Below are 26,083 nucleotides of genomic sequence, written 5' to 3'. Positions count from 1 at the left end.
ATGATAACCAATAGCTTAACAGTCTTACGTCGCCAATAGCGAAAACATACGCTGCTGTTGAATCCGTATTAAGAAAACGTCTTTGCCGAGAAATCTTAGGCACAGAATTTTTAATTCGCGATAATCCTCTTATAATCGAATACAAAATTCTTTCAGCCGAGGGTGAAGCTGTCCTCCGGAGCCGCTATGAACTGTTTGACCCGTATTCGCCAGCGCTATCCGACGTTGGCCGCAAGCGATAAAAAACTGGCCGATTTCATTCTGGCTCAACCGGATCAAACCCGCCACCTCAGCTCGCAGCAGCTGGCGGGCGAAGCCGGCGTCAGCCAGTCAAGCGTAGTGAAATTTGCGCAGAAGATGGGGTTCAAAGGCTTCCCGGCGTTAAAGCTGGCGTTGAGCGAAGCCCTGGCAAGCGCGCCGACTCCGCAATCCGTACCGGTGCATAACCAGATTCGCGGCGACGATCCCCTACGCCTGGTTGGCGAAAAGCTGATTAAGGATAACGTCGCGGCCATGCACGCCTCGCTGGACGTCAACACCGAAGAGAAGCTGCTGGAAGCCGTCACGCTGTTGCGCCACGCCCGTCGGGTCATCATTACCGGCATCGGCGCGTCGGGCCTGGTGGCGAGAAACTTTAGCTGGAAGCTGATGAAAATCGGCATTAACGCGGTATCAGAACAGGATATGCACGCCCTGCTGGCGACGGTACAGGCGATGTCTCCGGACGATCTGCTGCTGGCCATCTCCTATTCCGGTGAACGACGTGAGATCAATATGGCGGCCGGTGAAGCGCTGCGGGTAGGAAGCCAGATCCTGGCGATCACCGGCTTTAACCCCAACGCGCTTCAGCAGCAGGCGACGCTGTGTCTGTACACCATTGCGGAAGAGCAGGCCACGCGTAGCGCCGCGATCTCCTCCACCAGCGCGCAAATGATGTTGACCGATCTACTGTTTATGGGGCTGGTGCAGCAGGATCTTGAGCACGCTCCGGAGCGGATTCGCCATAGCGAAGCGCTGGTGAAAAAGCTGGTGTAACCCCGAGTGCCCTGCCCGCTGTCAAAAGCACACTCTCTCTTATTGGCTCAGGCCGGGCAAAATTTCTCCGCTGCGGATGGTCGCCCCGCGGTGGAAAAGAGCTGGCCCGAGCGAAAAATGGGCGTATAATGCCCGCCCTGTTTGTGTTGTTTCTGAGAATTTCCTGATGGCGCTGTTAATCACCAAAAAATGCATCAACTGCGATATGTGCGAGCCGGAGTGCCCGAATGAGGCGATATCCATGGGTGATAGCATTTATGAAATTAACAGCGATCGCTGCACCGAATGCGTTGGCCACTATGATACGCCGACCTGCCAGAAGGTGTGTCCGATCCCAAATACCATTCTGAAAGATCCGGCCCATAACGAAAATGAAGAGCAGCTGTGGGATAAGTTTGTCCTGCTGCACCACGCGGACAAACTGTGATATTGCCGGATGGTGGCGTTAACCGACCTCTCCGGCCTGTAACACTCTAGCTTTCGATAATCACCGTGGCGCAGGCATAGTGACGCTCGTCGGCCAGCGTCACGTGAATGCTGCTTACGCCCATACGCTCGGCCAGACTCTTCGCTTCGCCCCACAATCGCAGCTTTGGCTTACCCAGCTCGTCGTTGTAAACCTCAAACTGATTAAACGCCAGACCATTGCGGATGCCGGTGCCAAGCGCCTTGGCCGCCGCTTCTTTAACGGCGAAACGCTTGGCCAGAAAACGGACCGGCTGCTGATGCTGTTCCCATATCGCCCACTCGCTATCGCTCAGGACGCGACGCGCCAGACGATCGCCGCTGCGGGCAATTACCGCTTCAATACGGGCAATTTCTACAATATCAGTACCCAGTCCGAGAATGGCCATCAGGCGCGCGCTTCCTGCATCAAACGCTTCATTTCCGCCACCGCCTCTTTCAGGCCGCTCATCACCGCACGGCCAATAATCGCGTGGCCGATGTTCAGCTCGTGCATTTCCGGCAGCGCGGCAATGGCCTTCACGTTATGGTAGGTCAAACCGTGACCGGCATTAACCTTCAGCCCCAGGCTGGCGGCATAGGTCGCCGCTTTGGCAATACGCTCCAGCTCTTTTGCCTGCTCAGCGTCGGTTTGCGCATCAGCGTAGCATCCGGTGTGAATTTCGATATAAGGCGCGCCAACGTCCGCTGCCGCCTTAATTTGCGCGTTGTCCGCGTCAATAAACAGCGAAACCAGGATACCGGCATCGGCAAGGCGTTTACAGGCGTCGCGCATTTTGTCGAGCTGGCCCGCCACGTCCAGTCCACCTTCGGTGGTCACTTCCTGACGTTTTTCCGGTACCAGGCAGCAAAAATGGGGCTGAGTCTCACAGGCAATCTTCAGCATCTCTTCCGTCACCGCCATCTCAAGGTTCATGCGGGTATCCAGCGTCTGGCGCAAAATACGGACATCGCGATCGGTAATATGGCGACGATCTTCGCGCAGATGGACGGTAATACCGTCAGCGCCGGCCTGCTCGGCGATAAAGGCCGCCTGTACTGGATCCGGATAAGCGGTACCGCGAGCGTTGCGTAATGTCGCAATGTGGTCAATATTGACCCCCAACAGTAATTCAGCCATGACAATCCTCGTTAATCGTTATTTGTTTTATCGGCTCGCGCTGCCCGCGCGGGCAAAAACTGACGAAAAAGCTCGCGACTTTTTAGCGGCTTCCCGCCCAGATAGGGCTTCAGGGCGATACGGGTGAAACGCTTTGCCGCGCGCAGCGCATCGCTGTCCGGAAATTCACGGCTCGCCAGCGCCTTAAGATGGTGCCCGGTAAAGGTGTTGTTATCAATAACCACGCTGGCGATAAAGCCTTTTTCTTCACGGTAGCGATAGGTCATTGCGTCGTCAACCGCTTCTCCGCTGCCGGCGCAGTGCAGGAAATCCACGCCATATCCCAGATGCCCCAGCAGCGCCAGTTCAAAACGCCGTAGCGCCGGTTCCGGCGAGCCGCTTGCGCCAGCCAGAGACTGGATACAGTGCAAATAATCGAAGAAGAGTTCGGAAAAGCGCGTTTCGTGCTCAAGCACGCGAGAGAGAAGCTCGTTGACGTAAAGGCCGCTGTAGAGCGTGATGCCGCTGAGAGGGAGCGCCAGCGAGACGGCTTCCGCGCTGCGCAGCGTTTTGACTTCGCCGCGCCCGCCAAAGCGAAGCAGTAAGGGAGTAAAAGGCTGAAGCGCGCCTTTGAGGTTAGAACGTTTGGAACGTGCGCCTTTAGCCACAAGGCGCACGCGACCGGACTCTTCCGTGAAGACGTCCAGCATCAGGCTGGTTTCGCTCCAGGGACGGCTATGCAGTACGAAAGCGCGTTGCCAGCCTTCCATCATACTCGTCGTCTTTCAAGCCGCAGGTGCGTTGGCTGCGCCCACTCACACCAGTCACTTACTGAAGTAAGCTCCCGGGGACTCGCGGTCTTGCCGCGTGACTCAGCCTCTGGCCTCGCTCCTTCGCAGCCAGCGCAAGCGCTGTTCAAAACACTTTGTGTTTTGTCCTGCACCTCGAAAGCCATAGAGTATCCAAACTTAGAGATCGTCGCCGTAACCGAGACTGCGCAGCGCGCGTTCGTCATCAGCCCAGCCGGACTTCACTTTCACCCACAGTTCGAGGTGAACCGGCGCTTCAAACATATCCTGCATGTCTTTACGCGCTTCGATACCGATAGTTTTGATTTTGGCCCCTTTGTTGCCAATTACCATCTTCTTCTGCCCTTCACGCTCAACCAGAATCAGACCGTTGATATCGTAGCCGCCGCGCTCGTTGGTTACAAAACGTTCGATTTCCACGGTAACGGAATACGGCAGTTCAGCGCCGAGGAAACGCATCAGCTTTTCACGAATGATCTCGGAAGCCATAAAGCGCTGAGAGCGGTCGGTGATGTAATCTTCCGGGAAGTGATGAATCGCTTCCGGCAGATGCTTACGCACGATACCGGCGATGGTATCAACGTTCAGCCCCGTTTCCGCGGAAATCGGCACGATATCAAGGAAGTTCATCTGGCTGCCAAGGAACTGCAGGTGCGGCAGAAGATCGGCTTTTTCCTGTACGTTATCGACTTTGTTGACCGCCAGAATTACCGGCGCTTTACCGTCGCGCAGCTTGTTGAGCACCATCTCGTCGTCCGGCGTCCAGCGGGTACCTTCAACGACGAAAATAACCAGCTCAACGTCGCCAATGGAGCTGCTTGCCGCTTTGTTCATCAGACGGTTAATCGCGCGTTTTTCTTCCATATGCAGGCCCGGGGTATCGACGTAGATCGCCTGATACGGACCTTCAGTATGAATACCAACGATGCGGTGACGCGTCGTCTGCGCTTTTCGGGAAGTGATCGAGATCTTCTGCCCGAGCAGCTTGTTCAGCAATGTGGATTTGCCCACGTTTGGACGACCAACGATGGCAATAAATCCGCAGTAGTTCTTTTCTTCGCTCATTCCAGCTCCAGCTTTTTCAGCGCCTGTTCGGCGGCAGCCTGCTCCGCCTTGCGACGGCTAGAACCCGTGCCAACCACCGGTTCACTCAGGCCGCTAACCTGGCAGTGGATAGTAAATTCCTGATCGTGCGCTTCACCGCGAACCTGTACCACCAGGTAAGACGGCAGCGGCAGATGGCGCCCCTGCAGATACTCCTGCAAGCGCGTCTTCGGATCTTTTTGCTTGTCACCCGGGCTGATTTCATCCAGACGACTCTGGTACCAGGAGAGAATAAGGCGCTCAACGTTCTGAATATCGCTGTCGAGGAAAATCCCGCCGATTAACGCTTCAACGGTGTCCGCCAGTATAGATTCACGGCGAAAGCCCCCGCTTTTCAGTTCACCTGGCCCAAGACGCAGACATTCACCTAATTCGAACTCGCGGGCAATTTCTGCCAGCGTGTTGCCTCGTACCAGGGTCGCGCGCATGCGGCTCATATCGCCTTCGTCTACCCGAGGGAAACGATGATAGAGCGCGTTCGCGATCACAAAGCTCAATATTGAGTCGCCTAAAAATTCCAGGCGCTCATTATGTTTGCTGCTGGCACTGCGGTGAGTTAATGCCTGTTGCAACAGCTCCTGATGATGAAAAGTGTAGCCCAGCTTCCGTTGAAGCCGATTAATTACGATGGGGTTCATGCGTTACCAATAGATGAATGCGTCAAAAATGCAGCACACGAAACCGACCTGAGTAAAAACCAACGCGGTTTCGTGTGCTGTGTCAATCTTACGAGAGACAACCTAAAACTTCGGGGGGATATTCTATACGCAACGACAAGGGATGTCGTTAGTTTGAATAGATTTAAATTTTAAATAATTCACGCTGCCGTTATTGCGTCGGCAGCGTGAATAAAGCAGGAAAAATTTACTGGATACCACCGATACGCGATAAACGTACGCCGGTAGGCCATTCGCCTTCCTGTTTTTCGAAACTCATCCAGATTGCGGTTGCTTTACCCACCAGATTCGCTTCCGGCACAAAGCCCCAATAACGGCTATCGGCGCTGTTATCGCGGTTGTCACCCATCATAAAATACTGCCCCGGCGGGACAATCCAGGTCGCCAGCGGCAGACCGGACTGATGGTAATACATCCCCACCTGGTCCTGAGCAATCGGTACGGTCAATATACGGTGCGTCACTTCGCCCAGCGTCTCTTTACGTTCGGTCAGACGGATGCCATCGGCTTTGGTCTCGCCTTTCGGCAGTTGCCAGAAACCGCTGGTCGCTTCGCCGCCGTTGCTGCGGGAGAAGGTCTGTACGAAATCGCTCGGCTCAACGTTGGAGTAAGTGACCGGCAGCGCGTTGCCGCAGGCCTGGCCAGAACTACAGCCCGGCTGGATAGTGACCTGCTTGGCAATCGGATCGTAAGTCACTTTATCACCCGGTAAACCGACCGCACGCTTGATATAATCCAGGCGCGGATCTTGCGGATATTTAAAGACGACAATATCGCCGCGCTTCGGATGTCCGGTTTCGATCAGCGTTTTCTGGTAAATCGGATCTTTAATGCCGTAGGCAAACTTCTCAACCAGAATAAAATCGCCGATCAGCAGCGTCGGCATCATCGAGCCGGAGGGGATCTGGAAGGGCTCATAAATGAATGAGCGAACCACCAGCACAATCGCTAGTACCGGGAAGATTGACGCGCCGGTTTCCAGCCAGCCCGGTTTCGGGCCGACCTTTTTCAGCGTTTTCTTGTCCAACTGGTCGCCGGTCGCCGCCTGCGCAGCGGCCTGACTTTCGCGACGTTTTGGCGCAAAGATAAACTTATCCAGGCACCACAACAGACCCGTCACCACAGTAGCGATGACCAGGATCAGGGCAAACATGTTCGCCATGCCAACTCCTTAGGGTTATTTGCCGTCTTTACCAACGTGCAGAATGGCGAGGAACGCTTCCTGCGGAAGCTCAACGTTACCGACCTGCTTCATGCGTTTCTTACCGTCTTTCTGCTTCTGCAGCAGCTTTTTCTTACGGCTGACGTCGCCGCCATAGCATTTCGCCAGGACGTTTTTACGCAGCTGTTTTACGGTAGAGCGGGCAATGATGTGGTTGCCGATGGCAGCCTGGATAGCGATATCGAACTGCTGACGCGGGATCAGCTCTTTCATCTTCTCTACCAGTTCGCGGCCGCGGTACGGCGCATTGTCGTTATGCGTGATCAACGCCAGCGCATCCACACGCTCGCCGTTAATCAACACATCCACACGCACCATGTTGGAAGCCTGGAAGCGCTTGAAGTTGTAGTCCAGCGATGCATAGCCGCGGGAGGTAGACTTCAGTCGGTCGAAGAAGTCGAGCACCACTTCCGCCATCGGGATTTCATAGGTCAGCGCAACCTGATTGCCGTGGTAAACCATGTTGGTCTGTACGCCGCGCTTTTCGATACACAGGGTGATGACGTTGCCCAAAAACTCCTGCGGCAGCAGCATGTGACACTCCGCGATCGGCTCGCGCAGCTCCTGAATATTGTTCAGCGGCGGCAGCTTCGACGGGCTGTCGACGTAGATAACCTCTTTCGAGGTGGTTTCGACTTCATAGACTACCGTCGGCGCCGTGGTGATCAGATCCAGATCGTATTCACGCTCCAGGCGCTCCTGGATGATCTCCATATGCAGAAGACCCAGGAAGCCGCAGCGGAAACCGAAGCCCAGCGCCGTAGAGCTTTCCGGCTCATAGAACAGAGAAGCATCGTTGAGGCTCAGTTTGCCCAGCGCGTCGCGGAAGTTTTCATAATCATCGGAGCTGACCGGGAACAGGCCGGCATAGACCTGCGGTTTCACCTTTTTAAAGCCGGGCAGCGCTTTATCTGCCGGGTTGCGCGCAAGCGTCAGCGTATCGCCGACCGGCGCGCCAAGGATGTCTTTAATGGCGCAAACCAGCCAGCCTACCTCGCCGCATTTCAGCTCGGTACGGTCCACCTGCTTCGGCGTGAAGATGCCCAGGCGATCGGCGTTATACACCTGCCCGGTACTCATCACCTTAATTTTATCGCCTTTGCGCATGGTGCCGTTTTTGATACGCACCAGAGAAACGACGCCGAGGTAGTTATCAAACCAGGAGTCGATAATCAGAGCCTGCAGCGGCGCTTCCGGATCGCCTTCCGGCGGCGGAATATCGCGCACCAGGCGCTCCAGCACGTCCGGTACGCCAACGCCGGTCTTCGCTGAACAGCGCACCGCATCGGTGGCATCAATACCAACGATGTCTTCAATCTCTTCCGCTACGCGTTCCGGATCGGCTGCGGGCAGGTCGATTTTGTTCAGGACCGGTACGACTTCAAGGTCCATTTCCATCGCCGTATAGCAGTTAGCCAGCGTCTGGGCTTCGACGCCCTGGCCGGCATCAACCACCAGCAAAGCGCCTTCACAGGCGGCAAGCGAACGAGAAACTTCATAAGAGAAGTCGACGTGGCCGGGGGTGTCGATAAAGTTCAGCTGATAGGTTTCGCCATCAGTTGCTTTGTAATCCAGGGTGACGCTCTGCGCCTTGATAGTGATACCGCGCTCACGTTCAAGATCCATGGAGTCCAGAACCTGGGCTGCCATTTCACGATCGGAAAGGCCACCGCAAATCTGGATAATACGGTCAGACAATGTCGACTTACCGTGGTCGATGTGAGCGATGATTGAAAAGTTACGTATATTCTTCATATTTAGAGTTAATTATGCCTTACGCGAATCATGAGGCCGCTGTTCTGTGCCTGACGTTTTTTAATCCGAAAACGCCGCATTCTACACTACATCCACGAAACCAGGAAATGCTCTTACCGCTAGCATAACCGGAGTAAATGATGAGTTCTTGCGGGAGTTGTAAATAAAGATAAGGGCCAGTGAAATCACTGACCCAGCTGGGAGGAAGGCGTCTCGATGCGGACTAAATCTGGCGGTAAACCGACGCTGATAATAACCGGCTGCCACGACTGCCGGGAGGCTAAGCCAGGCGAAAGACCGCGAGCGACCAGAAACCCGCCAACGCCGCCCAAAATTGCCCCGCAAAGCGAGGCAAAGTCGTTGGCAAACAGCACCTGGAATATCGATGCCATCAAGAACAAACCGACTAACGGCGCCATATAAACCAATACCGCCGACCCGAGCAGGCTGCTTTCGGCAATGCCCAGTTCGACTTTTTGCCCGGCCGACAGCGGCTGTTCGCAGGGGACGCTAAGGGTATGGCTGGTTTGCGGCCCAAGCTTATTCAGCACCCGGCTTCCGCAACCGGCGCGAGAAGCACAGCTGCTGCAGGAGGCTTTCACATCGCAATGCACCAGCGCAACGCCATTTTGCCAGGAAACGACCGTCGCCCACTCTTTAATCATTGTACTGCCCTGAATTTAATACTATCGGAAATACGCTTCGCCGTTTGCGGCGGCAGCTCGCCAACGATGGTTATCTCTGCGTTATCACGCACGGTAGTCGCCACGGTACGACGGCCGGTACGCAGCAGCTGATCGCTGCTATTTGCCGTGGCGCGATTGATATTGACAGAGAAACTAAACAGCCCATCGGAATACAAACGGGACTCTACCGGGCCATCGAAAGTGGGCAGACGACGCTGGCTGCTGGAGACTTCGGCCACGCCCTGCGGCAGCCAGGTTGGCGCCCAGTTAAAGTTGGCCTTATTGCCCCCTTCCGGCACCGACAGCTGCGGAGGCAGGTTAGCCTTAGACAGGGTTTCCATACTGGCGCTAACGTTATCGCCAACGTTGAACGAGACGACGCGGAACTGCTCAAGCGTTTCGCCGTCGCGGTCAAGCAGATCAACGCGCAGAGGCAGCTTAGTTTCAGCATCTAACCATGCGATATAGCTATAGCGGGTGCCATCGCGAGCCACGACGCGCACAACATCGCATAAACGATCGGCAATACGCGTCCGCCCCACGGAAATGAAGTCGTAATAGGATGACAGACGTTTAAAGTCGGAGTAGACCAATGAAGGCAGCGAATCAACGATATAGTCGCCGTTCAGGGTGAAAGGATCGAGTCCGGGCTCAAAATAGCTGATTTCCGTTCCGCGCAGCACCACTTCCCGACGCGGCCCGTCAAGCTGGAGCAGCTGTGCCAGGGTGCGATTGTTTAGTTTAGCGTGTCGATAACGCAGCGACTCAACACCCTGCTTGTTGATGCTGACGAAAGAGAGCTCGTAATTAAGGGACTGGCTGGCCAGGTTCATCTGCTGCAACAACGCCCCGGACGATGTATCAGCCGAGGCGTTGACGGAGAAGAACAGGCTGCCTGCCATGAGCGACATGGCACACCAAAGTTGCTTCATTACTGCGATTGTGTTCCTAAAGTTTGATAGCCCGGCACCTGAACAGCAGCTTGCTGAGTCTGGGCCTGGCCAAACTGAAGCTGTTCCGCATGCAGGCGACGCTGCAATTCATAGTCCTGCAGCATAGCATTAATTCTGCGGCGCTGTTCCTGCACCTGAGCCTGCTGACCGCTACCTGCCGAAGCATCCGCCGGCACGCCCAGGCTAACCGGGCTGGCCTTACCCATCATCGGCATGGTGTTAAACACCGGCGCCTCTGGCTGCTGGGATGAATCAGACTGGCCATTATACTGCTGAACGCCGACAATCACAGCAAGGGATACGCACGCGGCAACGCCCATCTGGGTAAGCGAGCTGGCCCACGGGCGTACTTTTTGCCAGAAAGGCATCTGACGCCACTGGTGCGGTGCGGGCTGAGATTCAGGAATTAGAGGAACCGTCTGACGAACGGGCTCGTTTTCAATGGCGGCCATGACGCGAGCTGAGATATCAAAATGGAGCACCTCACTCGTATCGCCTCGCAGCGTATCGCGGATGAGATGGTAGCTCTCCCAGGTTTTTTGCATTTCAGATGAACGCTCCAGCTCGTTGAGCAGTTCGTTATCCAGCGTTTCACCATCCATTAAGGCCGAAAGTTTTTCTTTCTGCATGCCTGATACCCTTTTCCAGTATTCCGCTATCGTCAACGCCTGATTAGCGGTTGAACTTTATTATCAATAGCTTCTCGCGCCCGGAAGATGCGCGAACGCACTGTGCCCACCGGACAATCCATGATGGCGGCTATTTCTTCATAGCTCATGCCATCCAGCTCCCGCAAGGTAATTGCCATGCGTAAATCTTCCGGAAGCGATTCAATGGTACGAAAAACTATTTGTCTCAGCTCTTCTGACAACATTAAGTTCTCAGGGTTCGAAATTTCTTTCAATGCCCCGCCACTTTCGAAGTTTTCAGCATCATTCGCATCAACATCGCTGGATGGCGGACGGCGTCCCTGAGCAACCAGATAATTCTTCGCCGTGTTTACGGCGATGCGATATAACCAGGTGTAAAAAGCGCTATCCCCCCGGAAAGAATCCAGCGCACGCCATGCTTTAACGAACGATTCCTGAACAACGTCAGCGATATCGCCCGGCGGCACGTAGCGGGAGACCAGACTTGCAACCTTATGCTGATAGCGCACCACCAGCAGGTTAAATGCTTTCTGATCTCCTTTCTGGACCCGTTCAACGAGGACCTGATCCGTTAACTGCTCGCTCATCCGAGGTAATGTCTCCCCAAACCCAATTCCCATGCGTATTCAAAAACACCACCCAATTACTGCATCAAGTGAGCAAGCAGAGGGTTGGAGTGTCTGAAAACAATAAAGTTCCGTTACGCCTTTGTTTTTCGTCCGGCACCGGCTGACGGATTGTTATCTCTCATTATATGTCCCGGTCGCTAAACGATATGTAAGATAATAAGAAAAAGCGCAAGACCCGCCAGAAGGGTAACGTAACCCGGCTTTTATTTCACTATAAAATCTGAAGCTCACGAGCCGCTTCGCAAAACCTTTTTTCCATTTACAGCCCGCCTCATTACGCCGTTATGTTTAGTCCTCACAACGCTGAGTAAAAAAAATGTACGATTTCTCGCTGGCTGGTGCTATTGTTCGCTTATTGTGTTTAGTAAATTAAACAAAGGCCATGAAAACAACTTCCGATTCCTCCTGTGATGTGCTGATTATTGGCAGCGGCGCTGCCGGATTATCCCTTGCCTTACGCCTGGCGGAACGCTGCGCGGTCACGGTTCTCAGCAAAGGCCCTATCAGTGAAGGTTCTACTTTCTACGCTCAGGGCGGTATTGCCGCCGTCTTTGATGAAACCGATAGCGTTGAATCGCACATCGAGGATACGTTGATAGCCGGAGCGGGTCTTTGCGATCGCCATGCGGTCTCATTCGTGGCGAGCAACGCTAAACCCTGCGTTCAGTGGCTAATCGATCAGGGCGTGCTGTTTGATACTCAGGTTCAGGCGAACGGCGAAGAGAGCTACCATCTGACCCGCGAGGGAGGTCACAGCCACCGCAGAATTCTCCACGCCGCCGATGCGACCGGTAAAGCCGTTGAGACTACCCTGGTGAGCCAGGCGCTGGCCCACCCTAATATCCGCATACTGGAACGCAGTAACGCCGTTGACCTTATTATCTCCGATAAAATCGGCCTGCCCGGCACGCGCCGGGTGGTGGGCGCGTGGATCTGGAATCGTAATAAAGAAGCGGTTGAAACCTGTAGCGCAAAGGCCGTGGTGCTGGCTACCGGCGGCGCGGCTAAAGTTTATCAATATACGACGAATCCTGACGTCTCTTCCGGCGATGGTATCGCGATGGCCTGGCGTGCCGGCTGCCGGGTCGCCAACCTCGAATTTAATCAGTTCCACCCAACCGCGCTGTACCATCCGCAAGCGCGCAACTTCCTGCTGACGGAAGCGCTGCGCGGCGAGGGCGCGCTGTTGAAACGCCCTGACGGCACGCGGTTTATGCCGGACTTTGACGAGCGCGGCGAGCTGGCTCCGCGCGATATCGTCGCCAGAGCCATCGATCATGAGATGAAGCGCCTTGGCGCTGACTGCATGTATCTGGATATCAGCCATAAACCGGCAGAATTTATTCGCCACCACTTCCCGATGATCTACGAGAAGCTGCTGGGGCTGGGCATCGATCTGACAAAAGAAGCGGTGCCCGTGGTTCCTGCCGCGCACTACACCTGCGGCGGCGTCATGGTTGACGATCACGGGCGCACCGACGTCGACGGGCTGTATGCCATCGGTGAAGTAAGCTATACCGGATTACACGGCGCTAACCGGATGGCATCAAACTCGTTGCTTGAGTGCCTCGTCTACGGGTGGTCCGCCGCCGAAGATATCGTTAAGCGTCTGCCGTTCGCGCAGGCGGTCAATGAACTGCCATCATGGGACGAAAGCCAGGTTGAAATACCTGATGAACTGGTCGTGATTCAGCACAACTGGCATGAGCTGCGCTTGCTGATGTGGGATTATGTCGGCATCGTGCGCACCACCCGCCGTCTTGAGCGCGCCCTGCGCCGCATTACTATGCTGCAGCAGGAGCTGGACGAATACTACGCCCGCTTCCGCGTCTCCAATAATTTACTGGAGCTGCGAAACCTGGTGCAGGTTGCCGAGCTGATTGTGCGCTGCGCCATGCTGCGTAAAGAGAGCCGCGGGCTTCACTATACGCTGGACTATCCTGACCAGTTGCCGGAGAGCGGGCCGTCGGTGCTCTCGCCGCTGGCTCACATAAAAAGATAAAAGTCCTGGGTCAGAGCGGTAAATCCTTCGGAATACTGCTGCTCTGGCCCACGGATGATCAATCTGTCGCTAAAGCACTCCTCCCCCGCCGTCGGCGAAAAAGCCAACAGAACCCGATGCGGCGGGCGCACTTCCGTTTCCGCCACGTCGGTACGCAGACGCAGATGCCAGCCCATATTCTGCGCCCGCTGCACAAAGGCGTTACCAATGTCGACCGGAAGCACGACGCAGAAAAACCCCTCCTCCGTAATAAGCTCGGCGGCGCAGGTTAATAATGTTGCGTGATCGAGGGAGGAGGTATAGCGAGCCTGCTCGCGCTGCGAGGTGGCGCAAGGTACGCCTTCAGCGAAAAAAGGCGGATTGCTGACAATCAGCTCATAGCGCCGGGTTTGCTGCGGCTGCCATTGCTGAATATCCGCCTGATGAATCTGCAGACGCTCGGCCCAGGGAGAATCCGCGGCGTTTTCTCGCGCTTGTTCTGCCGCCTCTTCATCCAGCTCCACGGCATCCACAATCACCGTCTCGCCGGTTCGCTGCGCGAGCATCAGCGCTAACAGACCGCTGCCCGCGCCGATATCCAGCACGCGCTTAACCTGAGCGATGGGGGCCCATGCACCGAGTAAAATGCCGTCGGTACCCACTTTCATCGCACAGCGATCGTGGGCGACAAAAAACTGCTTAAACGTAAAACCATTGCGCGGCAGCGCGAACTTCGACTGGGACATCCTCGATAACCTTGCGGGCAAAAAACTCCTGAGCTTAAGGCTATGCACAATACCGGAGAACAGATAGCCTTACAAACAGATGAACATTGCGTCCGTAACGTCTATAATCGGCGGTCCACTCAGAGGTAGATCATGACTGTAACGACTTTTTCCGAACTTGAACTCGACGAAAACCTGCTGGACGCCCTCCAGGATAAAGGTTTCACACGCCCGACAGCCATTCAGGCCGCCGCTATTCCGCCTGCGCTTGATGGCCGTGATATTCTCGGTTCAGCCCCGACCGGCACCGGTAAAACGGCGGCGTATCTCCTGCCAGCGTTGCAGCATCTGCTCGATTTTCCGCGCAAGAAGTCTGGTCCGCCGCGCATTCTTATCCTGACCCCCACGCGCGAACTGGCGATGCAGGTTGCCGACCATGCGCGTGAGCTGGCAAAACATACTCATCTGGATATCGCCACGATCACCGGCGGTGTCGCCTATATGAACCATGCTGAAGTGTTCAGCGAGAACCAGGACATCGTGGTCGCCACGACCGGTCGCCTGCTGCAATATATTAAAGAAGAAAACTTTGATTGCCGCGCCGTTGAAACGCTGATCCTTGATGAAGCGGACCGCATGCTGGACATGGGCTTCGCGCAGGATATCGAACACATTGCCGGTGAAACCCGCTGGCGTAAGCAGACCATGCTGTTCTCCGCCACCCTCGAAGGTGACGCCATTAAAGATTTTGCTGAGCGTCTGCTGGAAGAACCGGTGGAAGTCTCTGCGACTCCCTCCACCCGCGAGCGTAAAAAGATTCACCAGTGGTATTACCGCGCCGATGACGTCAAGCATAAGACCGCGCTGCTGGTCCATCTGCTAAAGCAGCCGGAAGCGACGCGTTCTATCGTCTTCGTCCGTAAGCGCGAGCGCGTGCATGAGCTGGCGGGCTGGCTGCGTGAAGCGGGTATCAACACCTGCTGGCTGGAAGGCGAGATGGTACAGGCAAAACGTAATGAAGCGATTAGCCGCCTGACCGATGGCCGTATTAACGTGTTAATCGCCACCGACGTTGCCGCGCGCGGGATCGACATCGCGGACGTCAGTCACGTTTTCAACTTCGACTTGCCGCGCACGGCCGACATCTATCTGCACCGTATCGGTCGTACCGGACGCGCGGGTAAAAAGGGAACGGCCATCTCTCTGGTCGAAGCCCACGACCATCTGCTGCTGGGTAAAATTGGCCGCTATATTGAAGAGCCGTTAAAAGCCCGCGTCATCGATGAACTGCGCCCGACCACTCGCGCACCCAGCGAGAAGCAAACCGGTAAACCTTCCAAGAAGGTTTTAGCCAAGCGTGCAGAGAAGAAAGAGAAAGAAAAAGAGAAACCGCGCGTGAAAAAACGCCATCGCGATACCAAAAACATTGGTAAACGTCGTAAACCAAGCGCAGCGGATGCTCCGCAGAAGTCAAACGAAGAGTAAAAAAAACGCCGGGATATCCCGGCGTTTTCACATTAAAACGGAATCTTACAGGCTTTCAGTAAAAGTACGGGCGATAACGTCGCGCTGCTGTTCCGGAGTCAGAGAGTTAAAGCGTACCGCATAGCCAGACACGCGAATGGTCAGCTGCGGGTATTTTTCCGGATGTTCAACCGCGTCCAGCAGAGTTTCGCGACGCAGCACGTTAACGTTCAGGTGCTGACCGCCTTCAACGCGGACTTCAGGCTTCACGTCTACCGGGATTTCACGGTATTCGATTTCACCCAGATTGCTCACTGCAACCACGTCATCTTCAGCAAAACCGGCTTTCGCGCACAGGCAGCGGGCTTCGCCTTTTTCGCTATCCAGCAGCCAGAAAGAGTTCAGCAGGTCGTCGTTTGCAGCTTTAGTAATTTGGATACCAGTAATCATTTTATGCCTCCCAGGCAGGGTTTGTTCGATTATTGGCCTTCGCGGCCAATTGGTAAAACCATTGTTCTATGAGTGTATATATATCAGCCGTACACCCGGCATTCTTTGATTTAAATCAACAAAAACCACATCACAAAAGTGGTCATAGGCGGATATTATTGTTTTACATCAAGTTACGCCATGCCACCCACCAAATAAATTTGTAAGTTTTCAATTTTTTTTGCATAAAGAACTTCAATCGCGTGGGGCAAATTTTGTGATGTTGAAAGATGCAGTTAAGCTATGGCAATGACACTTTGCAGGAGAGCAAAATGACCGCCCCATTAACCTGGCATGACGTGCTGGCAGAAGAGAAGCAGCAACCCTATTTTGTTAATACCCTGAAAACCGTTGCTGACGAGCGGCAATCGGGAATCACCATCTATCCCCCGCAAAAAGATGTCTTTAACGCGTTTCGTTATACTGAGCTAAGCGACGTTAAAGTGGTGATTCTCGGCCAGGATCCTTACCATGGACCAGGGCAGGCGCACGGCCTCGCCTTCTCGGTTCTACCGGGCATTCAGATCCCGCCATCGCTGCTGAATATGTACAAGGAACTGGAAGGGACGATACCAGGCTTTCAGCGCCCGACTCACGGTTATCTCGAAAGCTGGGCGCGCCAGGGCGTGTTGCTGCTCAATACCGTATTAACGGTACGTGCCGGACAAGCGCACTCTCACGCCAGCCTCGGTTGGGAAACCTTTACCGATAAAGTCATTTCGCTGATTAACCAGCATCGGGAAGGCGTCGTCTTTCTGCTGTGGGGTTCGCATGCGCAGAAGAAAGGCGCGATAATCGATCGCCAGCGCCACTGCGTGCTCAAAGCGCCGCACCCGTCGCCCCTCTCCGCCCACCGCGGGTTCTTTGGCAGTAATCATTTCGTGCAGGCGAATCAGTGGCTGACCGAACGCGGCGAAGCGCCCATTGACTGGCTGCCCAGGCTACCGGCTGAAAGCGAATAGCTCTGAAAATGAAAATGCCAGCATTACGCTGGCATTTTGACTCTGAGACAAGGTGTTACGCCTTGTTCTGCCGCCACCATTCAGCCAGCAGCACGCCGGTTGCTACGGACACGTTCAGGCTTTCAACGTTGCCGGTGCCTTCAATCGCGATGTTCAGATCGGCGCTGGAGATAGCGGCGTCAGAAAGACCGTCACTCTCCTGCCCTAACACCAGCACCATTTTCTTCGGCAGCTCGGCTTTGAACAGCGGAGTCCCGTTATGGCTGGAAGTAGAAACAATCGCGTAGCCCGCTTTACGGAAGCGCTCGAGCGTATCGATGAAGCTGTCGCCCGTAATCGGCTCAACGTGCTCCGCGCCGCCTTCCGCAGTACGAATCGCGGCGCCGGACTCCATAACGCCGGCATCCTGCACAATCACGCCTTTGACGCCAAAGTGCGCGCAGCTGCGTATAATCGCGCCGAGGTTGTGCGGGTTGCCGACATCTTCCAGCGCCAGAACACAATCTTCAGCGTCGGCTTTAGCCACCCACTGCTCAACGGAAGTGCCGTGGCGCTTTTTAATCAGGAAGCAAACCCCGCCGTGGTGTTCAGTGCCGGACGCTTTCGCCAGCTCTGCTTCATCGACCACGTGATAGGCTTTACGATTCGCCGCCATCCAGCGCAGAGCTTCTTTGAAGCGCGGGGTCACGCTCTGGATAAACCAGGCGCGAACGATGGCGTCCGGACGGCTCTGGAACAGCGCCTGGCAGGCGTTTTCACCATAAACGCGGGTTTCTTCCGCGCGCTGGCGGCGCAGCACTTCAGGATCGATAAAGCTTTTTCCGCTGATCCCGCCGTGATCCGCTTTTACCGGCGCCTCATCGCCCGGCGCGCGGGATACGGTACGCCACGGAGAGGAGCCCTCGCCGCCAAAGCCTTCACGCTTACGATCGTCACGTTTACGATCGCCACCGCGGCTCTCTTTTTCATCGCGCGCAGGGCGGTTACGACCGTCAACACGAGACTTTCCTGGACGTCCCCCGCCCTTCCCGGTACGCGGGTTATGGGTACGTCGGTCAGAATCATCATCACTGCGGACATACATCACTTTGACCTTGCCGCTTTTATTTTTCAGTTCGTCGTCGCTCATTCATTTTCTCCACCTGCGCTGCGCGAAGCGCGCAGATTACCCGATGTGCCATCACTTAGCCATTATTTCATTTAAAAGCCTGAGTCTATCGTATTCATTGAATAAAACTCATTGTCCTTTATTCGCAGTGCATCGATAATATGTAACATTACAGAAACAAATCGGCCACGTGCCGCGCTGCAACCCATAACCAGAGGTTAGTTATGAATACCGTTTGTGCCAGTTGTCAGGCTCTGAACCGCATCCCCGACGATCGTAGCGCCGATGGCGCGAAATGCGGGCGCTGCGGTCACGATCTTTTTGATGGCGATGTGATCAACGCGACCGGGGCAACGCTGGATAAACTGCTGAAGGACGATCTGCCCGTGGTTGTTGATTTCTGGGCGCCGTGGTGTGGCCCCTGCCGTAACTTTGCGCCAATCTTTGAAGATGTGGCTGAAGAACGCAGCGGCGAAATGCGTTTCGTGAAAGTGAATACCGAAATGGAGCGTGAACTGAGCGCTCGCTTCCGCATTCGCAGCATCCCGACCATTATGATGTTTAAAAATGGCGAAGTTATCGACATGCTCAATGGCGCCGTACCTAAAGCACCTTTCGATAGCTGGCTAAACGAAGCAGGCCAGCAGTAAACCTCACGGGGCACCGCTTGTGCCCCGTTTTCTCCTCTGCGACAATGGCGTTTTTTCTTAGCGATCCCCATGACTGATAACGCCGTCCTTCGCCTTCGCGCCGAACGCCTCGCGCGCGCCACCCGGCCTTTTCTTGCTCGCGGCAACCGTATCCACCGCTGCCAGCGTTGCTTGCTGCCGTTGAAGCAGTGCCTTTGCGCCACCCTCAAGCCGGCTGCTGCCGCCAGCCGTTTTTGCCTGGTGATGTTCGATACCGAGCCAATGAAGCCCAGCAATACCGGTCGCCTGATTGCCGATATCCTGCCGGATACGGAGGCCTTTCAGTGGTCACGAACCGAACCGCCGCAGGCGCTTCTCGATCTCGTCGCCGACGCGCAATATCAGCCGATGGTGGTTTTTCCTGCCTCTTATGCTGGCCCGGAGCGTCAGGTACTTGATTCACCGCCCCCGGGTAAACCACCGCTGTTTATTATGCTCGACGGCACCTGGCCCGAAGCGCGAAAAATGTTCCGTAAAAGCCCCTGGCTTGACGCGCTGCCGATGATTTCCGTCGATCTGTCGCGTATCTCCGCTTATCACCTGCGGGAAGCTCACGCAGAAGGCCAATACTGTACTGCCGAAGTCGCGATTGCGCTATTGGATCTCGCGGGGGATAAAAGCGCAGCCACGGCCCTTGGCGGGCACTTCAGCTTATTCAGAACGCGCTACCTGGCAGGAAAAACTCAGCATAAGGGCAGTATCACAGCACAACTGACAGAAAACGTTTAAAATCATCCGGTCACTGGGGATCAAAGGAGACCGGTATGAGCCAACGAGGCCTGGAAGCATTGCTGCGGCCAAAGTCGATCGCCGTTATTGGCGCATCAATGAAACCACAGCGCGCCGGTTATCTGATGATGCGCAACCTGCTGGCGGGCGGATTTAGCGGCCCCGTTCTCCCCGTAACGCCAGCGTGGAAAGCGGTTCAGGGCGTACTGGCCTGGCCTGACGTCGACAGTCTGCCCTTCACGCCCGATCTCGCCGTGCTTTGTACTAACGCCCGCCGAAATCTTGAGCTGCTGGAAGCGCTGGGGCAAAAAGGGTGCAAAACCTGCATCATTCTCTCCTCCATCCCCGAACAGTATCCCGCGCTGCTTGAATGCGCCTCCCGCTACCAGATGCGTCTGCTCGGCCCTAACAGCCTTGGCCTGCTTGCGCCGTGGCAGGGCCTCAACGCCAGCTTTTCGCCGGTGCCTATTCATCGCGGCAAACTGGCGTTTATTTCGCAATCGGCGGCGGTCTCCAATACCATCCTCGACTGGGCCCAGCAGCGCGAGATGGGTTTTTCTTACTTTATTGCGCTGGGGGATAGTCTGGACATCGACGTTGATGACCTGCTTGATTTCCTCGCTCGCGATAGTAAAACCAGCGCCATTTTGCTTTATCTCGAACACCTCAGCGATGCCCGTCGTTTTGTCTCTGCGGCCCGTAGCGCATCGCGTAATAAGCCGATCCTGGTGATAAAAAGCGGACGCAGTCCGGCTGCGCAGAAGCTTCTGCACGTCAACTCTGGCATGGATCCGGCCTGGGACGCCGCTATTCAGCGCGCAGGTTTATTGCGCGTACAGGACACGCACGAGCTGTTCTCAGCGGTCGAAACCCTCAGCCACATGCGCCCGCTGCGCGGCGAGAAACTGATGATAATCAGCAACGGCGCCGCTCCGGCTGCGCTGGCGCTGGATGAGCTCTGGCTGCGTAACGGCAAACTCGCCGCGCTCAGCGAAGAGACCAGCAGCGCTCTCCGTCAGGCATTACCTGAAACCATCGATATTGCCAACCCGCTGGATCTCCGCGATGACGCCAGCAGCGAGCATTACCTCAAAGCGTTGAACGTACTGCTGGATAGCCATGACTACGATGCGCTGCTGGTGATCCACTCTCCCAGCGCTGCCGCACCGGGAACAGAGAGCGCGCTGGCGCTGATTGACGCCCTGAAGCGCCACCCGCGCGGCAAATACGTTACGGTTCTTACCAACTGGTGCGGTGAGTTCTCTTCACAAGAAGCGCGGCGCCTGTTTAGCGATGCGGGGCTGCCGACCTATCGAACGCCTGAAGGAACCATTACCGCTTTTATGCACATGGTGGAGTACCGGCGTAACCAGAAACAGCTCAGGGAAACCCCGGTCCTGTCAAATTCGTTAACCACTAACGCTGCCGAAGCGCACAACCTGCTGCAACGGGCAATGAATGAAGGCGCAACGTCGCTGGATACCCATGAAGTGAGCCCCGTTCTGCATGCTTACGGTATTCATACCCTGCCGACGTGGATTGCCGCTGATAGCGCCGAGGCTGTACATATTGCCGAGCAGATTGGCTACCCCGTCGCTCTGAAGCTGCGCTCGCCTGATATTCCGCACAAGTCGGAAGTTCAGGGGGTTATGCTTTATCTGCGCACGGCTACCGAGGTACAGCAGGCCGCGGACGCGATTATCGATCGCGTCAAAATGACCTGGCCTCAGGCGCGTATTCACGGGCTGCTGGTGCAAAGCATGGCTAATCGCGCCGGGGCGCAGGAGCTGCGGGTTGTCGTTGAGCACGATCCGGTTTTTGGGCCGCTGATCATGCTGGGGGAAGGCGGCGTCGAATGGCGGGCTGAGGATCAGGCCGCCGTCGCGCTCCCGCCGTTGAATATGAACCTTGCGCGCTATCTGGTTATCCAGGCCATCAAAAGTAAAAAAGTGCGCGGCCGCAGCGCGCTGCGCCCTCTCGATATTCCTGGCCTGAGCCAGCTTCTGGTACAGGTATCGAATTTGATCGTCGACTGTCCGGAAATACAGCGCCTGGATATTCATCCTCTTCTGGCTTCCGGCCACGAGTTTACCGCGCTTGATGTCACGTTAACTCTCGCACCGTTTACCGGCGATAGTGAAAGTCGCCTGGCCATACGCCCTTACCCTCAGCAGCAGGAGGAGTGGGTGGTGATGAAGAATGGCGAACGCTGTCTTTTCCGTCCCATCCTCCCGGAAGATGAGCCGCAGCTTATGGCCTTTATCGCTCAGGTCACGAAAGAAGATCTTTATTATCGTTACTTCAGCGAAATCAACGAATTTACTCATGATGATTTAGCCAATATGACGCAGATCGACTACGATCGAGAAATGGCCTTTGTTGCTGTGCGCACCACCGCCGAGGGGAACGAGATCCTCGGCGTAACGCGAGCGATCTCCGATCCGGATAATATCGATGCCGAGTTTGCTGTACTGGTGCGCTCCGACCTGAAGGGTATGGGGTTAGGCCGCAAGCTCCTGGAAAAGCTGATTGCCTACACGCAAAACCACGGCCTGCAGCGTTTGAATGGCATTACCATGCCGAATAATAAAGGCATGATCGGACTCGCCAGAAAGCTAGGATTCTCGGTTGATATTCAGCTTGAAGATGGAATTGTCAGTTTGTCTCTACAGCTTGTACCTGAGCAATTACAAACGGCTGGCCGCAATTGTTGACTACTTTAACGGGTAGTAATGGTATTATTGCCCGCTTACGTCGTCTGCATGGTACAGAAGACCCTTCAATAAACAGAGAAGAAACGCACTGTGATGTTGTCAAAATTTAAACGCAATAAACATCAACAACACCTTGCCCAACTCCCTAAGCTTTCTCAGTCAGTTGATGATATCGAGTTCTTTTACGCTCCGGCAGATTTTCGGCAAGCGTTACTGGCCAGGATAGCTCAAGCCACCCAGCGTATTTGTATCATTGCGCTTTATCTGGAACAGGATGATGGCGGCAAAGGAATTTTGCAGGCGCTCTATGACGCTAAGCGTCAGCGTCCCGAATTAGATGTTCAGGTGTTGGTCGACTGGCATCGCGCCCAGCGCGGGCGTATTGGCGTCGCGGCGTCAAACACCAATGCCGACTGGTACTGCCGCATGGCGCAGGAAAATCCCGGTGTCGATATCCCGGTTTATGGCGTTCCGGTCAATACCCGGGAAGCGCTCGGCGTCCTCCACTTCAAAGGTTTTATCATTGATGACAGCGTTCTCTACAGCGGCGCCAGTCTGAATGATGTTTATCTGCATCAACACGATAAGTATCGCTACGACCGCTACCAGTGCATTCGCAACGGTAAAATGGCTGATGTGATGTTCGACTGGGTTGAGAATAACCTGGTGCAAGGGCGTGGCGTTAACCGCCTTGACAGGGCCGATCGGCCAAAAAGTCCGGAAATCAAAAATGACATCCGCCAGTATCGCCAGGAGCTCCGCGATAGCAGCTATCATTTTATCGGCAATGCTGACGATGACCAGCTGTCGGTCACTCCGTTAGTGGGCCTCGGGAAGACGAGTCTGCTGAATAAAACCATTTTTCATCTGATGCCCTGCGCTGAGCATAAGCTGACTATCTGCACCCCCTATTTCAACCTGCCCGCTCTGCTGGTACGTAATATCATCCAACTGCTGCGTAGCGGGAAGAAAGTCGAAATTATCGTTGGTGATAAAACCGCTAATGATTTCTATATTCCGGAAGATCAGCCGTTTAAAATTATCGGCGCGCTGCCCTATCTTTACGAAATCAATCTGCGACGCTTCCTGAGCCGACTGCAGTATTATGTCAATACCGATCAGCTGATTGTCCGTTTATGGAAGGACGACGATAACAGCTACCACCTGAAAGGCATGTGGGTTGATGACGAATGGATGCTGCTGACCGGCAATAACCTGAACCCGCGCGCATGGCGGCTGGATTTGGAAAACGCGATACTTATCCACGATCCAAAACACCAGCTCGGCGCAATGCGTGAAAAAGAGCTCAATCTCATCCGCAAACATACTACGATCGTTCAGCACTATCGCGATTTGCAAAGTATTGCCGATTACCCGATAAAGGTACGCAAACTGATCAGGCGTCTGCGACGTATCCGAATCGACCGCCTTATCAGCCGTATTCTCTGAATTCACGCCCCGCCCAGCGGGGCTTTTTCTGGAATTAGTATGCGCGTCATCATGCTTATTGCCCCACTATTATTACTGACTGGCTGCAGCCATATGGCTAATGATTCATGGAGCGGCCAGGATAAAGCCCAACACTTCCTCGCCTCAGCCATGCTTTCCGCCGCAGGCAATGAATATGCCCAGCATCAGGGCTATAGCCGCGACCGGAGTGCCGCTATAGGCTTTATGTTTTCCGTGAGCTTAGGGGCATCGAAGGAGCTATGGGACAGCCGCCCGTCAGGGAGCGGCTGGAGCTGGAAAGATTTTGCCTGGGATGTGGCAGGTGCCACTACCGGCTATGCGGTATGGCAGCTGGCACATCAGTAATACTACAAACGTAGCCCCTTGCCTTTACGATGCAGCGTCAGGGAGACCAGGAAGGCAATCGCGCCCATGACGGTCACGTACCAGTAAAAGGCGTGCTCAATTCCCGCTGATTTTAGCGACAGCGCGACATACTCTGCCGAGCCGCCAAATAGCGCATTGGCCACCGCATAAGAGAGTCCAACCCCCAGGGCACGAACCTGAGCCGGAAACATTTCGGCCTTCAGAATGCCGCTGATTGAGGTATAGAAGCTTACTATCAACAGGGCGCATATCACTAAAGCAAATGCCGCATACGGTGAACTCACGTTCTGTAATGCATTGAGAATAGGGACAGTGAAGACGGTGACGAGTACGCCAAAACAGAGCATTGAGGTCCGGCGGCCAATCTTATCCGAAAGCGCGCCGAAAAGCGGCTGAACAAGCATATAAACAAATAAGGCAGCGGTCATAATCATGCTGGCAGTGCCCGCGCTCATGCCTGAGGTGTTGACCAGATATTTCTGCATATAGGTTGTAAAGGTATAAAAGCTTAACGACCCTGCGGCAGTGAATCCGAGCACCATGATAAATGCCTTACGGTTACGCCATAATCCTTTAAACGATCCCGCTTCTTTTAACGCGCGCGTTTCCTGTTTAGACGTTTCGTCCAGCTGTCGTCTCAGCCACAGGGCAACGATAGCCAGGACTGCGCCAAGAGCAAACGGGATACGCCATCCCCAGGCATGAAGCTCTTCATCGCTGAGGATCTGCTGTAAGGCAACTACAACCAGCACGGCCAGAAGTTGCCCACCAATCAGCGTGACGTATTGAAATGAGGCATAGAAACCTTTCTTTCCTTCCACCGCGACTTCGCTCATATAGGTCGCGCTGGTACCGTATTCTCCGCCAACGGACAGGCCCTGGAACAGGCGTGCAAGTAGCAGCAGAGCCGGGGCCCAGGTCCCTATCGTTGCATAACCCGGCAGGCAGGCAATCACCAGTGAACCAAAACACATCATGCATACGGAGATAAGCATAGAGGTTTTACGTCCACGACGATCGGCAATGCGCCCGAATATCCATCCCCCGATCGGACGCATCAGAAAACCCGCCGCAAATACCCCTGCAGTTTGTAACAATTGCGTAGTGGTGTTGCCAGAAGGAAAGAAGATGTGCGCAAAGTAGAGTGAGCAAAATGAATAGACGTAGAAATCAAACCATTCCACCAAATTCCCTGATGACGCCCCCACAATTGCCCATATACGGCGCCGGGTATCACCCTGATCCTGGGATCCGCGTTCGCTAATACTGCTTTCTGTCATTGTAATTCTGCTCCAGCAAAGACTGCAATCTGCCGCGTCGGGTGACCCCGCTCAATCAGACAAATCGATTAGTAAATTAAATGTTATATAATTGTTATTTTTTAGTTTGTGATGCCATTCACATTTTTTTTCGTACTGCAGGTTTTCGCGATTAAAAGGAGATTCTTCAGGATTAGCAAAGTGAAATATGGTGAATAGCGGGCCAGAACAGGTTTTTATACAGGCGATATTGCGGCACAAATTTATGTGGGGCGGGAAGATCGATGCTGAAAATTATCCCCAATGAGCCTGATGTTTCTTTTTTCGCTGGAGATAATCTTCATCCTGACGAAGCTTATCCCACCATTGTTTGAAAACTGCCGCAGCTGCCGCCTTAACAGGATCATTACCTCGCGAATTCAGGTGCCCCTCCTTCGCGTATTTTTTACCGCCTTTGTAATTGGCATAACGCCTTGCCCGGGTGTAGCCCATCTGAATAAATTTGCGCGCCATATCCATACCGACAAAATCATTCTGCTGTCGATAGAACTCGAAGAGCTGATAAATTTTTCTCGCAGATTCAATCGCCGATGCTTCATCTTTATAGCGCCAGTAGGGAAGAATTTCGCTTTTATAGGGTTCAACCAACAACACGCCCTGTTCACCTCTTCCTACCTGATAAAGCTCCGGATGCTGGCGAAAATCGATGCTGGAAAAGTCTTGCTGGTAATTAAAAGGCTTAATGGCCATTATTTTCTCACGGGCTGGCTGATAGACATTATAAGCCTGGTACATAAGACTGAAGTGTGGCTAATGGAATCTTCTGTATCTTTATACAGAGAGCCCGCATAAAACCGGCAGGTTATTATTATGAAGATGTGGATGAAAGCAGGGAGTAAAAGGCAGAAATGTCCGCGGAGATGGGTTTTATGGGTAAACCGATGTCCGGTCGGTTCAGTCGACAAAAACGCAAAAAGCCCATCCGTCTGGATGGGCTCTTCACTTGTTTGATGCCTGGCAGTTCCCTACTCTCACATGGGGAG

At 54.5% G+C, this 26,083-nt stretch carries 26 protein-coding genes; 10 read left to right on the top strand and 16 right to left on the bottom strand.

The genetic code is table 11. The annotated features are described in order from the left end of the window. Positions 1-186 precede the first annotated feature (186 nt). Entirely contained in the window at positions 187-1,035 is an 849-nt protein-coding gene (locus tag SIK97_RS11600; protein ID WP_014230398.1) for a MurR/RpiR family transcriptional regulator, read from the top strand. A 166-nt stretch (positions 1,036-1,201) separates the two neighbouring features. Beyond that, on the top strand, positions 1,202-1,462 hold the full coding sequence (locus tag SIK97_RS11595; protein ID WP_004114478.1) for a YfhL family 4Fe-4S dicluster ferredoxin: 261 nt from the start codon (positions 1,202-1,204) through the stop codon (positions 1,460-1,462). Between the two features lie 46 nt (positions 1,463-1,508). On the opposite strand, the gene acpS is transcribed toward SIK97_RS11595, so the two are convergent. The 11 genes from acpS to rpoE form a co-directional block, all read right to left on the bottom strand. After that, the gene (gene acpS / locus SIK97_RS11590; RefSeq protein WP_014230399.1) at positions 1,509-1,889 is read right to left on the bottom strand and encodes a holo-ACP synthase; all 381 of its coding nucleotides are present in this window, start codon (positions 1,887-1,889) and stop codon (positions 1,509-1,511) included. After that, on the bottom strand, positions 1,889-2,620 hold the full coding sequence (gene pdxJ / locus SIK97_RS11585) for a pyridoxine 5'-phosphate synthase (RefSeq protein ID WP_014230400.1): 732 nt from the start codon (positions 2,618-2,620) through the stop codon (positions 1,889-1,891). The genes acpS and pdxJ overlap by 1 nt, the downstream gene beginning before the upstream one ends. 11 nt (positions 2,621-2,631) lie before the next feature. Further along, on the bottom strand, positions 2,632-3,369 hold the full coding sequence (gene recO / locus SIK97_RS11580; protein WP_004853269.1) for a DNA repair protein RecO: 738 nt from the start codon (positions 3,367-3,369) through the stop codon (positions 2,632-2,634). 198 nt (positions 3,370-3,567) lie between these two features. Further along, positions 3,568-4,473, bottom strand: coding sequence for a GTPase Era (gene era / locus SIK97_RS11575; protein WP_004104571.1), 906 nt, complete (start codon positions 4,471-4,473; stop codon positions 3,568-3,570). Next, positions 4,470-5,150, bottom strand: coding sequence for a ribonuclease III (gene rnc, locus SIK97_RS11570; protein WP_004104573.1), 681 nt, complete (start codon positions 5,148-5,150; stop codon positions 4,470-4,472). Before rnc ends, era begins: the two co-directional genes overlap by 4 nt. 226 nt (positions 5,151-5,376) lie before the next feature. After that, entirely contained in the window at positions 5,377-6,351 is a 975-nt protein-coding gene (gene lepB, locus SIK97_RS11565; RefSeq protein ID WP_025106581.1) for a signal peptidase I, read from the bottom strand. A gap of 15 nt (positions 6,352-6,366) precedes the next feature. Further along, positions 6,367-8,166, bottom strand: coding sequence for a translation elongation factor 4 (gene lepA, locus SIK97_RS11560; protein WP_004853275.1), 1,800 nt, complete (start codon positions 8,164-8,166; stop codon positions 6,367-6,369). A 185-nt stretch (positions 8,167-8,351) separates the two neighbouring features. Continuing rightward, positions 8,352-8,831 (bottom strand): SoxR-reducing system protein RseC, encoded by a 480-nt coding sequence (rseC, locus tag SIK97_RS11555; protein WP_025106579.1) that lies wholly within the window; start codon positions 8,829-8,831, stop codon positions 8,352-8,354. Beyond that, positions 8,828-9,784: a sigma-E factor regulatory protein RseB gene (gene rseB / locus SIK97_RS11550; protein ID WP_004853278.1), complete on the bottom strand. Its 957-nt coding sequence runs from the start codon at positions 9,782-9,784 to the stop codon at positions 8,828-8,830. Before rseB ends, rseC begins: the two co-directional genes overlap by 4 nt. Further along, positions 9,784-10,434: an anti-sigma-E factor RseA gene (gene rseA / locus SIK97_RS11545; protein WP_004853279.1), complete on the bottom strand. Its 651-nt coding sequence runs from the start codon at positions 10,432-10,434 to the stop codon at positions 9,784-9,786. The genes rseB and rseA overlap by 1 nt, the downstream gene beginning before the upstream one ends. A gap of 32 nt (positions 10,435-10,466) precedes the next feature. After that, the gene (gene rpoE / locus SIK97_RS11540; RefSeq protein ID WP_004104583.1) at positions 10,467-11,042 is read right to left on the bottom strand and encodes an RNA polymerase sigma factor RpoE; all 576 of its coding nucleotides are present in this window, start codon (positions 11,040-11,042) and stop codon (positions 10,467-10,469) included. Between the two features lie 424 nt (positions 11,043-11,466). Here rpoE and nadB point away from each other — a divergent pair, with 424 nt between their 5' ends. Continuing rightward, a complete protein-coding gene (gene nadB, locus SIK97_RS11535; RefSeq protein ID WP_004853280.1) occupies positions 11,467-13,086 on the top strand; it encodes an L-aspartate oxidase in 1,620 nt (539 codons plus the stop codon). Here nadB and trmN read toward each other — a convergent pair. After that, on the bottom strand, positions 13,071-13,811 hold the full coding sequence (trmN, locus tag SIK97_RS11530) for a tRNA(1)(Val) (adenine(37)-N(6))-methyltransferase TrmN (RefSeq protein ID WP_032750910.1): 741 nt from the start codon (positions 13,809-13,811) through the stop codon (positions 13,071-13,073). The genes nadB and trmN overlap by 16 nt on opposite strands. 132 nt (positions 13,812-13,943) lie before the next feature. Here trmN and srmB point away from each other — a divergent pair, with 132 nt between their 5' ends. After that, entirely contained in the window at positions 13,944-15,275 is a 1,332-nt protein-coding gene (srmB, locus tag SIK97_RS11525) for an ATP-dependent RNA helicase SrmB (RefSeq protein ID WP_004853282.1), read from the top strand. 45 nt (positions 15,276-15,320) lie between these two features. Here srmB and grcA read toward each other — a convergent pair whose 3' ends face one another. Continuing rightward, positions 15,321-15,704, bottom strand: a complete 384-nt coding sequence (gene grcA, locus SIK97_RS11520; protein ID WP_004104596.1) for an autonomous glycyl radical cofactor GrcA — start codon at positions 15,702-15,704, stop codon at positions 15,321-15,323. 311 nt (positions 15,705-16,015) lie between these two features. On the opposite strand from grcA, the gene ung reads away from it, so the two are divergent. Continuing rightward, positions 16,016-16,705 (top strand): uracil-DNA glycosylase, encoded by a 690-nt coding sequence (ung, locus tag SIK97_RS11515; protein ID WP_014230405.1) that lies wholly within the window; start codon positions 16,016-16,018, stop codon positions 16,703-16,705. 55 nt (positions 16,706-16,760) lie between these two features. On the opposite strand, the gene SIK97_RS11510 is transcribed toward ung, so the two are convergent. Then, positions 16,761-17,834: a tRNA/rRNA methyltransferase gene (locus SIK97_RS11510; protein ID WP_057173011.1), complete on the bottom strand. Its 1,074-nt coding sequence runs from the start codon at positions 17,832-17,834 to the stop codon at positions 16,761-16,763. A gap of 203 nt (positions 17,835-18,037) precedes the next feature. Between SIK97_RS11510 and trxC the strand changes: the two genes are divergently transcribed. The 5 genes from trxC to SIK97_RS11485 all read left to right on the top strand — a co-directional run bounded on the left by trxC (position 18,038) and on the right by SIK97_RS11485 (position 23,760). Next, positions 18,038-18,463, top strand: a complete 426-nt coding sequence (gene trxC, locus SIK97_RS11505) for a thioredoxin TrxC (RefSeq protein ID WP_004104599.1) — start codon at positions 18,038-18,040, stop codon at positions 18,461-18,463. A gap of 69 nt (positions 18,464-18,532) precedes the next feature. Next, positions 18,533-19,231, top strand: coding sequence for a tRNA-uridine aminocarboxypropyltransferase (locus SIK97_RS11500; protein ID WP_014839228.1), 699 nt, complete (start codon positions 18,533-18,535; stop codon positions 19,229-19,231). A 35-nt stretch (positions 19,232-19,266) separates the two neighbouring features. After that, a complete protein-coding gene (locus SIK97_RS11495) occupies positions 19,267-21,945 on the top strand; it encodes a bifunctional acetate--CoA ligase family protein/GNAT family N-acetyltransferase (protein WP_014839229.1) in 2,679 nt (892 codons plus the stop codon). A 93-nt stretch (positions 21,946-22,038) separates the two neighbouring features. Next, positions 22,039-23,394 (top strand): CDP-diacylglycerol--serine O-phosphatidyltransferase, encoded by a 1,356-nt coding sequence (gene pssA, locus SIK97_RS11490; protein WP_014230410.1) that lies wholly within the window; start codon positions 22,039-22,041, stop codon positions 23,392-23,394. Between the two features lie 39 nt (positions 23,395-23,433). Continuing rightward, complete coding sequence (locus SIK97_RS11485) at positions 23,434-23,760, top strand: YfiM family lipoprotein (RefSeq protein WP_014839230.1); 327 nt, start codon at positions 23,434-23,436, stop codon at positions 23,758-23,760. A 2-nt stretch (positions 23,761-23,762) separates the two neighbouring features. On the opposite strand, the gene SIK97_RS11480 is transcribed toward SIK97_RS11485, so the two are convergent. Continuing rightward, the gene (locus SIK97_RS11480; protein WP_057173010.1) at positions 23,763-25,061 is read right to left on the bottom strand and encodes an MFS transporter; all 1,299 of its coding nucleotides are present in this window, start codon (positions 25,059-25,061) and stop codon (positions 23,763-23,765) included. 273 nt (positions 25,062-25,334) lie between these two features. Next, on the bottom strand, positions 25,335-25,790 hold the full coding sequence (locus SIK97_RS11475) for a DUF4385 domain-containing protein (RefSeq protein WP_046878655.1): 456 nt from the start codon (positions 25,788-25,790) through the stop codon (positions 25,335-25,337). Positions 25,791-26,083 lie beyond the last annotated feature (293 nt).

Source organism: Klebsiella sp. JN_Kp126 (genome assembly GCF_033843325.1).
Taxonomy (GTDB): Bacteria; Pseudomonadota; Gammaproteobacteria; order Enterobacterales; family Enterobacteriaceae; genus Klebsiella; species Klebsiella michiganensis.
Note: the sequence above shows the minus strand (reverse complement) of the source record. Positions and strands in the feature narration are given on the sequence as shown.

What these genes read in the sequence shown, in the direction of transcription:
- SIK97_RS11495 (WP_014839229.1), top strand. Translation starts at nt 19,267, where the DNA reads ATGAGCCAACGAGGCCTGGAAGCATTGCTGCGGCCAAAGTCGATCGCC.
- srmB (WP_004853282.1), top strand. Translation starts at nt 13,944, where the DNA reads ATGACTGTAACGACTTTTTCCGAACTTGAACTCGACGAAAACCTGCTG.
- SIK97_RS11510 (WP_057173011.1), bottom strand. Translation starts at nt 17,834, where the DNA reads ATGAGCGACGACGAACTGAAAAATAAAAGCGGCAAGGTCAAAGTGATG.
- ung (WP_014230405.1), top strand. Translation starts at nt 16,016, where the DNA reads ATGACCGCCCCATTAACCTGGCATGACGTGCTGGCAGAAGAGAAGCAG.
- lepA (WP_004853275.1), bottom strand. Translation starts at nt 8,166, where the DNA reads ATGAAGAATATACGTAACTTTTCAATCATCGCTCACATCGACCACGGT.
- recO (WP_004853269.1), bottom strand. Translation starts at nt 3,369, where the DNA reads ATGGAAGGCTGGCAACGCGCTTTCGTACTGCATAGCCGTCCCTGGAGC.
- SIK97_RS11485 (WP_014839230.1), top strand. Translation starts at nt 23,434, where the DNA reads ATGCGCGTCATCATGCTTATTGCCCCACTATTATTACTGACTGGCTGC.
- SIK97_RS11600 (WP_014230398.1), top strand. Translation starts at nt 187, where the DNA reads ATGAACTGTTTGACCCGTATTCGCCAGCGCTATCCGACGTTGGCCGCA.
- SIK97_RS11500 (WP_014839228.1), top strand. Translation starts at nt 18,533, where the DNA reads ATGACTGATAACGCCGTCCTTCGCCTTCGCGCCGAACGCCTCGCGCGC.
- pssA (WP_014230410.1), top strand. Translation starts at nt 22,039, where the DNA reads ATGTTGTCAAAATTTAAACGCAATAAACATCAACAACACCTTGCCCAA.
- SIK97_RS11480 (WP_057173010.1), bottom strand. Translation starts at nt 25,061, where the DNA reads ATGACAGAAAGCAGTATTAGCGAACGCGGATCCCAGGATCAGGGTGAT.
- trxC (WP_004104599.1), top strand. Translation starts at nt 18,038, where the DNA reads ATGAATACCGTTTGTGCCAGTTGTCAGGCTCTGAACCGCATCCCCGAC.
- rnc (WP_004104573.1), bottom strand. Translation starts at nt 5,150, where the DNA reads ATGAACCCCATCGTAATTAATCGGCTTCAACGGAAGCTGGGCTACACT.
- acpS (WP_014230399.1), bottom strand. Translation starts at nt 1,889, where the DNA reads ATGGCCATTCTCGGACTGGGTACTGATATTGTAGAAATTGCCCGTATT.
- pdxJ (WP_014230400.1), bottom strand. Translation starts at nt 2,620, where the DNA reads ATGGCTGAATTACTGTTGGGGGTCAATATTGACCACATTGCGACATTA.
- grcA (WP_004104596.1), bottom strand. Translation starts at nt 15,704, where the DNA reads ATGATTACTGGTATCCAAATTACTAAAGCTGCAAACGACGACCTGCTG.
- trmN (WP_032750910.1), bottom strand. Translation starts at nt 13,811, where the DNA reads ATGTCCCAGTCGAAGTTCGCGCTGCCGCGCAATGGTTTTACGTTTAAG.
- SIK97_RS11475 (WP_046878655.1), bottom strand. Translation starts at nt 25,790, where the DNA reads ATGGCCATTAAGCCTTTTAATTACCAGCAAGACTTTTCCAGCATCGAT.
- era (WP_004104571.1), bottom strand. Translation starts at nt 4,473, where the DNA reads ATGAGCGAAGAAAAGAACTACTGCGGATTTATTGCCATCGTTGGTCGT.
- rseA (WP_004853279.1), bottom strand. Translation starts at nt 10,434, where the DNA reads ATGCAGAAAGAAAAACTTTCGGCCTTAATGGATGGTGAAACGCTGGAT.
- rseC (WP_025106579.1), bottom strand. Translation starts at nt 8,831, where the DNA reads ATGATTAAAGAGTGGGCGACGGTCGTTTCCTGGCAAAATGGCGTTGCG.
- lepB (WP_025106581.1), bottom strand. Translation starts at nt 6,351, where the DNA reads ATGGCGAACATGTTTGCCCTGATCCTGGTCATCGCTACTGTGGTGACG.
- rpoE (WP_004104583.1), bottom strand. Translation starts at nt 11,042, where the DNA reads ATGAGCGAGCAGTTAACGGATCAGGTCCTCGTTGAACGGGTCCAGAAA.
- rseB (WP_004853278.1), bottom strand. Translation starts at nt 9,784, where the DNA reads ATGAAGCAACTTTGGTGTGCCATGTCGCTCATGGCAGGCAGCCTGTTC.
- nadB (WP_004853280.1), top strand. Translation starts at nt 11,467, where the DNA reads ATGAAAACAACTTCCGATTCCTCCTGTGATGTGCTGATTATTGGCAGC.
- SIK97_RS11595 (WP_004114478.1), top strand. Translation starts at nt 1,202, where the DNA reads ATGGCGCTGTTAATCACCAAAAAATGCATCAACTGCGATATGTGCGAG.